This window comes from Hyphomicrobiales bacterium (assembly GCA_002869065.1).
Classification (GTDB): domain Bacteria; phylum Pseudomonadota; class Alphaproteobacteria; order Rhizobiales; family Rhodobiaceae; genus Rhodobium.
Map to the genome: position 1 here is coordinate 239,608 of PKTR01000002.1, position 12,171 is coordinate 251,778.

General features: G+C 64.4%; 11 protein-coding genes. 6 read left to right on the forward strand and 5 right to left on the reverse strand.

Features of this window, described 5'->3' with window-relative positions; translation table 11 throughout:
* Positions 1 to 16 precede the first annotated feature (16 nt).
* On the forward strand, positions 17 to 2,185 hold the full coding sequence (locus C0606_04860; GenBank protein ID PLX38680.1) for a 1,4-alpha-glucan branching enzyme: 2,169 nt from the start codon (positions 17 to 19) through the stop codon (positions 2,183 to 2,185).
* A 53-nt stretch (positions 2,186 to 2,238) separates the two neighbouring features.
* Here the strand turns inward: C0606_04860 and malQ are convergent, their stop codons facing one another.
* The 5 genes from malQ to C0606_04885 all read right to left on the reverse strand — a co-directional run bounded on the left by malQ (position 2,239) and on the right by C0606_04885 (position 9,785).
* Complete coding sequence (gene malQ, locus C0606_04865; protein PLX37620.1) at positions 2,239 to 4,386, reverse strand: 4-alpha-glucanotransferase; 2,148 nt, start codon at positions 4,384 to 4,386, stop codon at positions 2,239 to 2,241.
* Positions 4,383 to 6,614 (reverse strand): glycogen debranching enzyme GlgX, encoded by a 2,232-nt coding sequence (gene glgX / locus C0606_04870; protein PLX37621.1) that lies wholly within the window; start codon positions 6,612 to 6,614, stop codon positions 4,383 to 4,385. Before glgX ends, malQ begins: the two co-directional genes overlap by 4 nt.
* A gap of 9 nt (positions 6,615 to 6,623) precedes the next feature.
* Positions 6,624 to 8,075: a glycogen synthase GlgA gene (locus C0606_04875; protein ID PLX37622.1), complete on the reverse strand. Its 1,452-nt coding sequence runs from the start codon at positions 8,073 to 8,075 to the stop codon at positions 6,624 to 6,626.
* A gap of 4 nt (positions 8,076 to 8,079) precedes the next feature.
* Complete coding sequence (gene glgC, locus C0606_04880; GenBank protein PLX37623.1) at positions 8,080 to 9,348, reverse strand: glucose-1-phosphate adenylyltransferase; 1,269 nt, start codon at positions 9,346 to 9,348, stop codon at positions 8,080 to 8,082.
* 101 nt (positions 9,349 to 9,449) lie between these two features.
* Positions 9,450 to 9,785 (reverse strand): hypothetical protein, encoded by a 336-nt coding sequence (locus C0606_04885; GenBank protein PLX37624.1) that lies wholly within the window; start codon positions 9,783 to 9,785, stop codon positions 9,450 to 9,452.
* A gap of 133 nt (positions 9,786 to 9,918) precedes the next feature.
* On the opposite strand from C0606_04885, the gene C0606_04890 reads away from it, so the two are divergent.
* From C0606_04890 to C0606_04910, 5 genes are all read left to right on the forward strand, one after another.
* A complete protein-coding gene (locus C0606_04890) occupies positions 9,919 to 10,410 on the forward strand; it encodes a hypothetical protein (GenBank protein ID PLX37625.1) in 492 nt (163 codons plus the stop codon).
* Positions 10,411 to 10,413: 3 nt separating this feature from the next.
* Positions 10,414 to 11,067 (forward strand): hypothetical protein, encoded by a 654-nt coding sequence (locus C0606_04895; protein PLX37626.1) that lies wholly within the window; start codon positions 10,414 to 10,416, stop codon positions 11,065 to 11,067.
* A 66-nt stretch (positions 11,068 to 11,133) separates the two neighbouring features.
* Positions 11,134 to 11,445 carry a hypothetical protein gene (locus C0606_04900; GenBank protein ID PLX37627.1) on the forward strand — a complete coding sequence of 104 codons (312 nt, stop codon included), beginning with the start codon at positions 11,134 to 11,136 and terminating at the stop codon, positions 11,443 to 11,445.
* 2 nt (positions 11,446 to 11,447) lie between these two features.
* On the forward strand, positions 11,448 to 11,654 hold the full coding sequence (locus tag C0606_04905) for a hypothetical protein (GenBank protein PLX37628.1): 207 nt from the start codon (positions 11,448 to 11,450) through the stop codon (positions 11,652 to 11,654).
* Between the two features lie 169 nt (positions 11,655 to 11,823).
* On the forward strand, positions 11,824 to 12,090 hold the full coding sequence (locus C0606_04910; GenBank protein PLX37629.1) for a hypothetical protein: 267 nt from the start codon (positions 11,824 to 11,826) through the stop codon (positions 12,088 to 12,090).
* Positions 12,091 to 12,171 lie beyond the last annotated feature (81 nt).

Consider the following 12,171-nt stretch of genomic DNA (forward strand, 5'->3'; position numbering starts at 1 on the left):
CATTTCCACGGCCGAAATGGCTACTCTTGTCCAAGCGGACTGTCACGATCCGTTTTCGATCCTCGGCATGCACGAGACGACGAGCGGGCTTGTGGTGCGGGCGTTCTTCCCCGGCGCCGACAGCGTGACGCTGATCGACCCGGCGGACGGCAGTGCCGTTTGCGAGGTGCCGTGCGTCGACAAGGCGGGCGTGTTCGCCGGACCGGTTCCCGGTCGCGACGCGTGGTTCCATTACCGGCTCGACGTGGCCTGGGGCACCAACCGTCATGTGCTGGAAGATCCCTATCGCTTCCCGCCGGTCATCGGCTCGATGGACGAGCATCTGTTCTCGGAAGGGAATCATCTCGAGCTCTACGAAAAGCTCGGCGCCCATCCGATAACACTCGAGGGCATCTCGGGTGTACATTTCGCGGTCTGGGCACCGAATGCGCGCCGCGTCTCCGTGGTCGGCAATTTCAACGGCTGGGACGGACGGCGGCACATGATGCGGGCGCGTGGAGCGAGCGGCATCTTCGAGATTTTCATACCCGACATCGGCACCGGCGAAGCCTACAAATACGAGATCAAGGCGCAGAACGGCACGGTCCTGCCGCTGAAGGCCGATCCGTTCGGCTTCTACGCCGAGCTGCCGCCGCGCACCGCCTCACTGACCGATACGCTCGACGACACGCCGTGGGGCGACGACGCCTGGCTTGCCGAACGGCGCGAACGCAACAGCATGTCGGCGCCGATCTCGATCTACGAGGTGCATCTCGGATCATGGCGCAAGGACGAGGGCTGGCGGCGGCTGAGCTACCGTGAACTGGCCGAAACGCTGGTGCCCTATGTCAAGGACATGGGCTTCACCCATATCGAGCTGATGCCGATCAACGAGTTCCCGTTCGACGGCTCATGGGGCTACCAGCCGGTCGGGCTGTACGCGCCGACCTGCCGCTTCGGCACGCCGAGCGATTTCAAGTTCTTCGTCGACGCCTGTCACCAGGCCGGCATCGGCGTCATCGTCGACTGGGTGCCGGGGCATTTCCCGACCGACCCGCACGGGCTGGCCCATTTCGACGGCACCGCGCTCTACGAGCATCAGGACCCGCGCAAGGGCTACCACCCCGACTGGAACACGCTGATCTACAATTACGGCCGACCGGAAGTGTCCAACTTCCTGATCGCCAACGCTCTGTTCTGGCTGAAGCGGTTCCACATCGACGCGCTGCGCGTCGATGCGGTCGCCTCGATGATCTATCTCGACTATTCGCGCAAGGACGGCGAGTGGATCCCCAACATCCACGGCGGCAACGAAAACCTCGAAGCCATCGCCTTCATCAAGCGGCTGAACGAGGTCGCCTACGGGTCGGTCGACGGCATTGCCACGATCGCCGAGGAATCAACGGCCTGGCCCGCCGTGTCGCGGCCGACAGACGCCGGCGGTCTCGGCTTCGGCTACAAGTGGAACATGGGCTGGATGAACGACACGCTCGACTATATCGGGCGTGAGCCGATCCACCGCCGCTACCATCACCACCAGATGACATTCGGCATGGCCTATGCCTTCTCGGAGAATTTCATCCTGCCGCTCAGCCACGACGAGGTGGTGCACGGCAAGGGCTCTCTGCTCGGCCGCATTCCGGGCGACGGTTGGCAGCAATTCGCCACGTTGCGCGCCTATTTCGGCTTCATGTGGGGCCACCCGGGCAAGAAGCTCCTGTTCATGGGCGGCGAGTTCGCGCAGGGGCGCGAGTGGAACTACGAGAGCCAGCTCGACTGGCACCTGCTCGACTACTCGCAACATAGCGGCATGCAGGCGCTGGTGCGCGATCTCAACGCCCTCTATCGCGACCGCCCGGCACTGCATGTCTTCGACACCGACCCGCGCGGCTTCCAGTGGATCGAGGCGAATGCCGAGGCCGAATCCTTCTACGCCTTCCTGCGCCGTGGCGAGAACGGCACGCCGCCGATCGCGGTGCTGTGCAACTTCACGCCGGTGCCGCGCGAGGGCGTTCGCGTCGGCCTGCCGAATGGCGGCAAATGGCGCGAGATCCTGAACACGGATTCGGCCGACTATGACGGCTCGGGTGTCGGCAACAAGGGCGCCGTCGTGGCGGAAGAGATCCCGTGGAACGACCAGCCGTTCTCGGCCGAGATTACGCTGCCGCCGCTGGCGACCGTGATGCTGGAATTCAGCCCGGAATAGCGCTACGCGGCTTCTTCTGGATCGAAGAAATGTGAACCCTGAGAGCCGGGCTCTCAGGGTTTCTTGCGTCCGTCCGTCATGATCGCGGCAAGCTCGGTCACGCGCGGATCGCGGCCGATGTCCTCGACCGCGACATCGAGCCGGCGCACCCAGTTGGGATGCTCGCTGGTGGTGCCGGGCAGGTTCGGCTGATCTTCCTGATGCAGTAGATCCTCGATCTGGACGCCGACGAGATCGGACGGGCTCGCGGCCAGCCGGCCATGCAGGCGCCTGGCGATGTCGTCGACCAGCTCCGTATCCTCAAGGCCGGCAGCCGGATCCGGCATATCGGCGGCATCGTGGCGTTCGAGCATGCGGCACAGCCGGCGCCGGTCGATGGCGCGGTCGGCCTGTTCGGCGGCAATCACGTCCGCCGGCTTGTTCTCGATCTTGCCGCGCCAGTCGATCTCGGTGCCCTTCCACCAACCGCGTAGCGGCGGCAGGTCGTGGGTGCCGACGCAGGCCAGCACCCGTTCCGGATAGGTCTCGGGCGGGCAAAAGGCACCATCCCATTCGCGCTCGAAATAGGCAACGCGACAGCCGAGCATGTTGTTCTCGGCAAGTATCTCGCGGAAGCCCTCCGGCACGTTGCCGAGGTCCTCGCCGATGACGACGGCGTTGGCGCGGTGCGACTCGATCGCCAGCACGGCCAGCAGATCGTCGAGCGGATATTTGACGTACGCCCCCGGCAGATCGCCATCGGGCAGCCAGAACGCCTTGTTCAGCCCGAGCACATGGTCGATGCGGGCAAGGCCGGCGTGGCGCAGCAGGGAGCGCAGCAATTCGGCAAACGGACGGTAGCCGCGCTCGCGCAGGGTGCGCAGATTGAACGGCGACAGCGCCCAGCGCTGACCGCCCTTGGCGAAGGCATCGGGCGGCGCGCCCATCGAGACGCCATAGGCGTACTCGTCCGGTGCGCTCCAGGCATCAGCCCCGTTGCCGCAGACGCCGACGGCGAGGTCGAGATAGAGGCCGAGCGCCATGCCCGCTTCTTTCGCGCGCGCCGAGGCCTGACCAAGCTGCTCGTCGGCGATCCATTGCAGGAATTCGAAGAAGGCGACGCGGCGATGGTTTTCGACCGCGAAGCGCGCGACGGCCTCGCTCTTCGGATCGCGGTACATTTCCGGCCACTGGTCGAAGCCGCCCCAACCGCCCGGCGGCGGCGGCAGCACCTCGCTCAGCGCGTCGAACAGTGCGTGGCGGTGCAGCCGCGGGCCGATTTCGGCGCGGAACTCGGCAAAGGCATTGTGGCGGGCGCGGTCGATGCCGCTGCGGCGCTTGAACTCTTCATAGAGGATATCGAGCAGGGCCAGCTTATGGCGGGCGGCGTGGGCGTAGTCGACATGGCGGGTGTCGCGCAGGCTCGCCAGCGCCACCGCGTTTTCCGACACATAGCGGCGGGCCGCCTCGCAGTGCGCGAATTCCGGCAGCATGTCAGGCGCGATGTGCAGCACGTTGAGGAACAGCCGGCTCGACGGCGAATAGGGGCTGGTCCGGTTCGGCTCGGACGGATAGAGCGCGTGGACCGGGTTGAAGCCGACGAAATCGGCGCCGAGCGGGGCAAGCGCCTCGGCAAGGCGGGCGGCGTCCTCGAAATCGCCGATGCCGCAGTTGCGCCTGGAGCGCAGGCCGTAGAGCGGTCCGGTGACGCCCCACAGGCGACTTCCCGCGCCGGCAATATCGCCGACACCGAGCGCGGTCGGCGGGGCGACGATGACGGTCGAGACGTGCCGCTCCTCGCCATGATCGATCACGAGTCGATGCAGCCCGAAAGGCAGGTCGGCGCCGAAGGAAAGCGCACGGCGGCCGTCGCCGGCGTCGTCGAGATTTTCCATGCGGCCGGTGCCGCGCAGTGTCTCGCCACCATCGAGATTGAGCGCCCACTCGAAGGCACCACTATCGGCGCGAAGCGGCACTGATATGGCTCCACCGAGCTGGGTCCGCACCGTCCCCGGCGCGAAGCCGGCATTTGCGGCGGCATCCATATCGGCGAGCGTCGCGCGGATATCGTCGGCATTGTCGGCGGCATAGCCGAGCGACCGCACGATCGCGCGCAGCGACTCGTCGGGCGCATAGTGATGCTGGCCGGTGGTGTCCCAGTAATCGCGTTCGATGCCGAGCCTTGCAGCCAGATGATCGAGCGACGCTGCCGGCTCGGTCATTGCCAGGCTCCATTGGTTTCGCGTGCGGCGACCGCGTTGCGGTCGCGGGGAATTTCAACAAACACCCGGATCGAGCGTTCGGCTGTCATGATCTCGGCGCCGCCGGTGAGAATCAGGACCACCTCGGGCGTACCATCAGGACTCACCGTCGTCATCACCTCACGCCAGAGATAGCCCTCGCGCGGCTGCGGCACGATGAAGGGCAAGGCGACGGTGGCCGCATTGAAGATGATGAACAACGCGTCGTCGCTGTGTTCGTAGGCAGCCGATTCGGCCGCCCCGCGCAACACGACGCCGACGGAACGCCAGTCCGGATTGGCCCAGTCCTCCGGCCCCGGTTCACGGCCGAGCGAGGAGAACCAGCAGATATCCCGCATGCCGTCGCTTTCGCGCGGATTGGAATGCAGAAACCGGTTCTGGCGCAGGATCGGGTGACGGCGGCGGAAATCGACCAGCCGCGACACGAAACGCTGGAAAACGAGTTCGTCGTCTTCCTCCTCGCTGTCCGCTGCTGCAGTCGCCGTCGGATCGTTCGTGAAGGACGGACCGTCATCGGAATGATCGGGCCAGTCGATCCAGCCGATCTCGTTGTCCTGGCAATAGGCGTTGTTGTTGCCGCGCTGGCCATTGCCGACCTCGTCGCCCGCAAGCATCATCGGCGTGCCCTGCGAAAAGAACAAGGAGGCGATCAGATTGCGCCGCTGACGCAGACGGAGCTCGTTGATCGCGGCATCGTCGGTTGGCCCCTCGACACCGTAATTGGCGCTGAAATTGGCGCTGTGGCCGTCGCGATTGTCCTCGCCGTTGGCGGTATTGTGCTTGGTCGAATAGGCGACCGTGTCGGCGAGCGTGAAGCCGTCATGGGCCGAAACATAGTTCAGCGTCGCCCAGGGACGGCGCGAAGAGCGGTCGAAGTAGTCCGCAGAGCCGAGCAAACGGGTGGCGAATTCGGGCGTGATGCCTGCGTCTCCCCGCCAGAAGCGGCGCATGGTGTCGCGAAAGCGGTCGTTCCATTCCGAGAAGCCGGGCGGAAAACCGCCCAGTCTGTAGCCGCCAATGCCGACATCCCACGGCTCGGCGATCAGCTTGACGCGCGACAGGACCGGGTCCTGACGGATTGCCGTGAGGAAAGCCCCGTCGGGATCGAAATCGCGGGCGCCACGACAGAGCGCGCTGGCGAGATCGAAGCGGAAGCCGTCGACATGCATCACCTCGACCCAGTAACGCAGCGAGTCGAGCACCATCTGCAGAACGCGCGGATGGTGGACATTGAGGGTGTTCCCGCAGCCGGAAAAGTCATGATAGTGACGCGGCGAATCCGGTACCAACCGATAGTAACTGACATTGTCGATGCCGCGGAACGACAGGGTCGGCCCGAGATGGTTGCCTTCCGCGGTGTGGTTGTAGACGACGTCGAGCAGCACCTCGATGCCGGCCGAATGGAGCCGGCGAACCATGTACTGGAACTCGCTGATATCGCCCGCCGTCAGATAGCGCGGTTCGGGCGCGAAGAAGCCGATCGAGTTGTAGCCCCAGTAGTTGACGAGACCCCGGTCGACAAGAAAACGGTCGTCGATGAAGGCCTGCACCGGCAGCAGTTCGACCGCGGTGACGCCGAGCTTGACCAGATGGTCGAGCATGGCATCGCTGGCCAGTCCGAGGAAGCGACCATTGTTGGGCGCCCGCACGTCGGGGCGGTGCATGGTGGCGCCCTTGACGTGCACCTCGTAGACGACACTCTCGTTCCAGGGCGTTTCCGGCGGCAAGTCGTCGCCCCAGCTGAACGAGGGATCGACGACGACAGATTTCGGCACGGCGAAGGCACTGTCGCGGCGGTCGAAGGACAGATCGGCGCGGCGCGAGCCGACCCGGTAGCCCATCAGCGCGTCCGACCAGGTCAGGCGGCCGCTGAGCGCCTTGGCATAGGGGTCGATGAGGAGCTTGTTGGCATTGAAGCGATGGCCGACCGCCGGATCGTAGGGTCCGTAGACGCGGTAGCCGTAGAGCGTTCCAGGCCGCACGCCGGCGAGATAGCCGTGCCAGATGTCGTGGGTCTTTTCCGGCAGACGGATGCGATCCGTCTCGCGCCCGGTCTCGGGCGAAAACAGGCACAGCTCCACCCGCGTCGCATTGGCGGAGAACAGGGCGAAATTGGTCCCCTCGCCATCCCAGCTCGCCCCGAGTGGATAGGGCCGGCCGGCCGTGACGTGCAAATGCGCTGACGACATGGACGAGCCCTACCCCGCGGCGCTGGAATCGACAAGCGATCTGTAGAGGTCGAGATAATCTTCGGCCGAGCGATCCCAGCCGACCTGCTGGCACATGCCGCGCTTGCGCAGCGCGGTCCACGTTTCCTTGTCGGCGTAGAGTTCGAACAACCGCTCGAGCGCAAAGCCAAGCGCTTCGGCGGTCACATGGGCGAACTGGATGCCCGTCGCCACGCCATCGCGGAGCGCCACCTCGTTGGCATCGATGATGGTGTCGGCGAGACCGCCGGTGCGCGCGACCACGGGCACCGCGCCGTAGCGCAGGCCGTAGAGCTGGGTCAGGCCGCAGGGCTCAAAGCGCGACGGGATCAGAATCGCGTCGGCACCAGCATAGATCCAGTGAGCGAGCGGTTCGTCATAGCCGATGCGCACGGCGATCGAGCCGGGGTGCTGGGCGGCGATTTCGCGATAGAGGTTTTCCAGATGCCTGTCGCCGGAGCCGAGCATGACGAACTGGCCGCCGCGCGCGGCAACGCTCTCCAGAAGGCCCGGCAGAACGTCGAGACCCTTCTGGTAAGCCAGCCGGCTGACCACGCTGATCAGCAGCGCGTCGGGATCAGCCTTGAGGCCGAGGATCTCCTGCAGGACGCGCTTGTTTTCCGCCTTGCCCTCGGGTTTGAAGGCGGAATAGGGCGCGGCCAGAAGACGGTCGGTCTTCGGATCCCAGATCTTCTCGTCGACGCCGTTCAAGATGCCGTGCAGGGCGTCGGCCCTCATCCGCAACACGCCTTCCATGCCGTAGCCGAATTCGGCGGTACGGATCTCACGCGCATAGGTCGGGCTTACCGTGGTCAGCCGGTCGGCGGAAATCAGCCCGCCCTTGAGGAAGCCCACGCGGTGGTAGAATTCGACCCCGTCATGGGAGAATTCGTGGCCGGGCAGGCCGAGCTCTGGAAAGGTCGCGGGATCGAACGAGCCCTGATAGGCGATGTTGTGGATGGTGAACACCGTGCGGGCCCGCGCGCCATGGCGGTTGCGCAGATAGATCGGCGTCAGACCGGTCTGCCAGTCATGGGCGTGCACGACGTCCGGCCGCCAGCCATCGATGCCGAGATGGCCGATCTCGGCGGCCATCCACGACAGCGCGGCGAAGCGGCGATGGTTGTCACCCCAGTCATTGCCGTCAGGCGCCGTATAGGGGCCGCCGTCGCGTTCGTAGAGATGCGGTGCATCGAGCACCATCAGGTCCAGACCGCCGAAATCCTTGCGGCGCAGCCAGGCCATGCCGCCGAACAGATCGGCGTAGTAGTAGAGTTCCTCGGTCTCGCCGAGCTTCTCCTTGACGCTGGGATAGGCGGGGATGAGCACGCGGACGTCGCAGCCCTTTCCCGCCAATGCGAGCGGCAGCGCGCCGACGACGTCGGCAAGGCCGCCGGTCTTGACCAGCGGGAAACACTCCGAGGCGACGAATAGAACCCGCAACCGGCTAGACCTCGAGCTTGTTGATCATGTTCTGGGTGATCAGCACCACACCGCCCTCGGTGCGGCGGAAACGCCGAGCGTCCTCCTCCGGATCCTCGCCGACAACGAGGCCGGGGGGAATGGTGACGCCACGGTCGATCACCACCTTGGAGAGTCTAGCACCACGATTGATGGTCACATAGGGCATGGCCACGACGTGCTCGAGCTGGCTGTAGGAATGGGTGTGCACACCGGTGAACAGCAGCGACTTGTCGATGCGCGAACCGGAAATGATGCAGCCGCCCGACACCATCGAGCTGATGGCCTGGCCGCGCCGGCCCTCTTCGTCGTGGATGAACTTCGCCGGCGGGGTTATCTCGGCATAGGTCCAGATCGGCCAATCCGTGTCGTAGAGGTCGAGGGCGGGAATGAAATCGGTCAGGTCGACATTGGCCTGCCAGAAGGCGTCGATGGTGCCGACGTCGCGCCAATAGGGTTCGCTTTCCTTGCGCGATCGCACGCAGGACGCCGAGAAGCGGTGCGCGAGCGCGGTGCCGCTCTTGACGATGTGCGGAATGATGTCATTGCCGAAATCGTGGCTCGAATTCTCGTTGTCGCTGTCCTCGGCCAAGAGGTCGAACAGGAACTTGCGGTGGAAGACGTAGATGCCCATCGAGGCCAGCGCCTGATCCGGCTTGTCGGGGATCGCCGGCGGATCGGCGGGCTTTTCGACGAATTCGACGATGCGGTCGTTCTTGTCGACCTTCATCACGCCGTAGCCCTTGGCCTCCATGCGCGGCACCTCGATGCAGCCGATGGTGACGTCGGCGCCGCTTTCGACGTGCTGCACGATCATCGGCTCGTAATCCATTTTGTAAATGTGATCGCCGGCCAGGATGATCAGATATTCGGGACCATAGCCCTCGAGAATGTCCATGTTCTGGGCGACCGCGTCGGCGGTGCCCATGTACCATTTCTCCTCCGTGACCCGCTGCGAAGCGGGCAGGATGTCGAAGATCTCGTTACGTTCGGCGCGGAAGAAGTTCCAGCCCCGCTGCAAGTGCCGGATAAGGCTGTGCGCCTTGTACTGGGTGGCGACCCCGATACGGCGGATACCGGAATTGAGGGCATTGGAGAGCGCGAAGTCGATGATCCGGCTCTTGCCGCCGAAATAGACCGCCGGTTTCGCGCGGGTGTCGGTGAGTTCCTTCAGCCGGCTGCCGCGACCGCCGGCCAGCACGATGGCCATGGTATGGCGCCCAAGGCCTCGCGATCCTTGCATTCTGTCACTCATGATAGCACCGCCCCATTTCTTCAAAACCAGCACACGCACGCCGTTGCCGGCGTTGATGCCGCGTTGTTCCGATCACACAGCCGCAGCCGTTCGCACCCCGGTCATCCACCGTAGACATTCAGGAATTTCAGACAAATGACACGTAAGCAGGAGGCTACGTTCTTATCATTAGCGATCAGACACTGATCGACAATGCGCTCAATCAATTGCGGGACAGTTAAATCGAGATCGTCGGCCATCAGTTCGACGACATTCCAGTAGGCCCGTTCCAGGCGAATCGTCGTGCTGTGGCCATGAATCCGGAAACTGCGCTTTTCCGGCACGAACTCGCTGATCTGGTCCGTTGTGCAGGCCTGGAACATGTGATCCAGGAAGTCGTTTTTTTCGATGAAAATCGACATTGGCCGGTGCTGTTCCCCCACCTCACGACACTCCATCGGCGCCGTCGTCTATAATTACTACCCATGCTTCGCGGCACGAGCATAGCATCCTTCCAACAACGACAGAACGTCGAAGACGCATAGGCGCTGCCCGCTTTGGGGCGGTGCGAAGACCGGGAGGCATGCCGTAATGGAATTGTTCCGCAAGACGCTCGACCCCGTCATTGCGCTGGCGGCGATCGCCGTCCTCGATATCTTCCTGTTCCTGCTGGTCGGCTCATGGACGGTCGGCGGCGGCGAGACGATGATGACCGGTCTGGCGGCGAAAGCGGTGCTCGGCGACGACATCGAACGGCTACCGTTCTGGTCGCTCGTGTTCGAACCGAACTGGGGCTACTGGAAGATCTATATCAGCCTCGGCATGCTGTTCGGCGCCTTCGTGGCGGCCGTGCTGTCGAAGGAATTCTACCTGCGCATGCCGCGCCGGCTCGGCGAATGGGTGATGATCACCATCGGTGGGCTGATGATGGGCGTCGGTATCCGGCTTGCCTTCATCTGCAACGTCTCGACCTTCTTCGGCATCACGCCGGAAATGAACATGGGCGGCTATCTGGCGATCAGCGGCATCATCGCCGGCGCCTGGGTCGGATCTCTGATCTACAAGAAAATCCTGGAGAGCTGAGCGATGACACCGGTTGGACAATGCCTCGTCGCCTTCCTGTTCGGATCCGTCGTCGGGTTCCTGGTGCAGCGCTCGCGGTTCTGCAACACGGCCGCGCTACGCGACGCGATGCTGTTCAAGAGCTTCCGCAACACCAAGGCGCTGCTCGTCGCGATGATCATCCTGACCATCGGTTTCACCGGCTTCATCTCGATCGGCGAAGGGCACACGATGCACTTCGACGTCGGGCTGAACACCATTGCCGGGCTGTTCATCTTCGGCATCGGCATGGTGCTGGCCGGCGCCTGCACCGTGTCGACCTGGGTGAAGACGGGCGAAGGCAATATCGGCGCGCTCTGGGCGCTGTTATTCACCTTCGTCGGCATGTTCCTGTTTTCGCTGGTGTGGTCGTGGAACTACTGGCCGCCGGCACCGGCCTCGATGACCGGCGAGATCAACCTCGAAGCGCTCCAGCTCGGCTTCAGCAACGCGGCCACGCTGCAGGAGAAGTTCGGCATCCCGGCGATCGCCTTCGGCATCGTGCAGGCCGCCGTTCTGGCGCTGATCTACCTCGCAATCCTGAAGAAGGAAGCCGCCCAGCATCAACGTCACGTCGAGGCGCAACAGGCACGCGCCGCCAGGAAGACCGCAGAAGGCACCGCCGAGGCGGCGCAATAGACATCGCAACACCGGTCGCGCCGGCCGCGCCTGGCGGCGGAGCGCGACGAGACACAGGAGGACGCCATGGGTCTGTTCGGATTTGGCAACAAGGGTAAGGAAACCGCGGCAACGGGCGGCACCGTCACACTGTCCGACGGCACCAGCTATCCGGTCGCCGTCGTGGTCGACTGCATCGGCGATTCCTGCCCTCGGCCGCAATTGATGACCAAGAAGACCATCAACTCGGTCGAAACCGGCGACATCATCGAGGTGCTGGTCGACAATCCGTCCTCGGTCGAGGCGCTACCGCCGATGTGCGACGAGATCGGCGCCAGCCACCTCGAGACGGTCAAGGATACGCGCTCCTGGCACGTCTATATCCGCAAGGACACCTGAGCATGAGCGGCCAGTTCATGATGCGCGCCTTTTCGACGCTGATGGGCCTGATCACCTTCGCCGGGCTGGTTTACGTCTACGCGTTCCCGCCCGCCAGCATGCGCGTCGACCGCGACGGGCAGCCGCATTTCCAGCCGCAGGTGCTCAACCCCGAAACCGGGGAAGGCGTGCCGCTCGGCGACCTGATCAAGCACTTCAAGGGAGGCTGAGGATGGCGTTCGACCTGCAGACCGCCGTGCATATCGGCATGTTCTTCGTCGCCATGGCGGCACTCTATGTGAGCTTCCTGAAGGACAGTTACTGAGCGACTCGGCACGGCATGAGTGTCGGCGACGGCGGGATGCGCAGCAACGCAACCGCCGGTGAGGAGGAAACGGAATGGACCGGAACAGCCTGATTTTCTGCGTCGCCGCGGTGATCGCGGCGCTCGGGTTATCGGCGGCGGGCTTTTCGATCGCCGCGCTGCCGCCCGACGCGGTGCCGAGCCGGCCGGTTGCGGCGGAAGATCTCGGCATGGTCGATGTCGGCGACGGGTTCGGCGAAGTGCCGGCAACCGAGCTGATCGGCTACTACATCGACAATCCGCCGGTGACCGCCGCGAGTACTGCCGCCGAAGAGCCGACGCGCCGCTTCGGAGGCTGCTGATGGCCGTCTGGCGCGCCCTTTTGCCGATGCTCGCGGTGGCCGCCACCGCCGGCTCCGCGTTTGGGGCGCCGCTTGCCATGA

Excerpts from the sequence above, each read along its gene's own strand:
- C0606_04860 (PLX38680.1), top strand. The coding sequence starts at position 17 with ATGGCTACTCTTGTCCAAGCGGACTGTCACGATCCGTTTTCGATCCTC.
- malQ (PLX37620.1), bottom strand. The coding sequence starts at position 4,386 with ATGACCGAGCCGGCAGCGTCGCTCGATCATCTGGCTGCAAGGCTCGGC.
- glgX (PLX37621.1), bottom strand. The coding sequence starts at position 6,614 with ATGTCGTCAGCGCATTTGCACGTCACGGCCGGCCGGCCCTATCCACTC.
- glgC (PLX37623.1), bottom strand. The coding sequence starts at position 9,348 with ATGAGTGACAGAATGCAAGGATCGCGAGGCCTTGGGCGCCATACCATG.
- C0606_04885 (PLX37624.1), bottom strand. The coding sequence starts at position 9,785 with ATGGAGTGTCGTGAGGTGGGGGAACAGCACCGGCCAATGTCGATTTTC.
- C0606_04890 (PLX37625.1), top strand. The coding sequence starts at position 9,919 with ATGGAATTGTTCCGCAAGACGCTCGACCCCGTCATTGCGCTGGCGGCG.
- C0606_04895 (PLX37626.1), top strand. The coding sequence starts at position 10,414 with ATGACACCGGTTGGACAATGCCTCGTCGCCTTCCTGTTCGGATCCGTC.
- C0606_04900 (PLX37627.1), top strand. The coding sequence starts at position 11,134 with ATGGGTCTGTTCGGATTTGGCAACAAGGGTAAGGAAACCGCGGCAACG.
- C0606_04905 (PLX37628.1), top strand. The coding sequence starts at position 11,448 with ATGAGCGGCCAGTTCATGATGCGCGCCTTTTCGACGCTGATGGGCCTG.
- C0606_04910 (PLX37629.1), top strand. The coding sequence starts at position 11,824 with ATGGACCGGAACAGCCTGATTTTCTGCGTCGCCGCGGTGATCGCGGCG.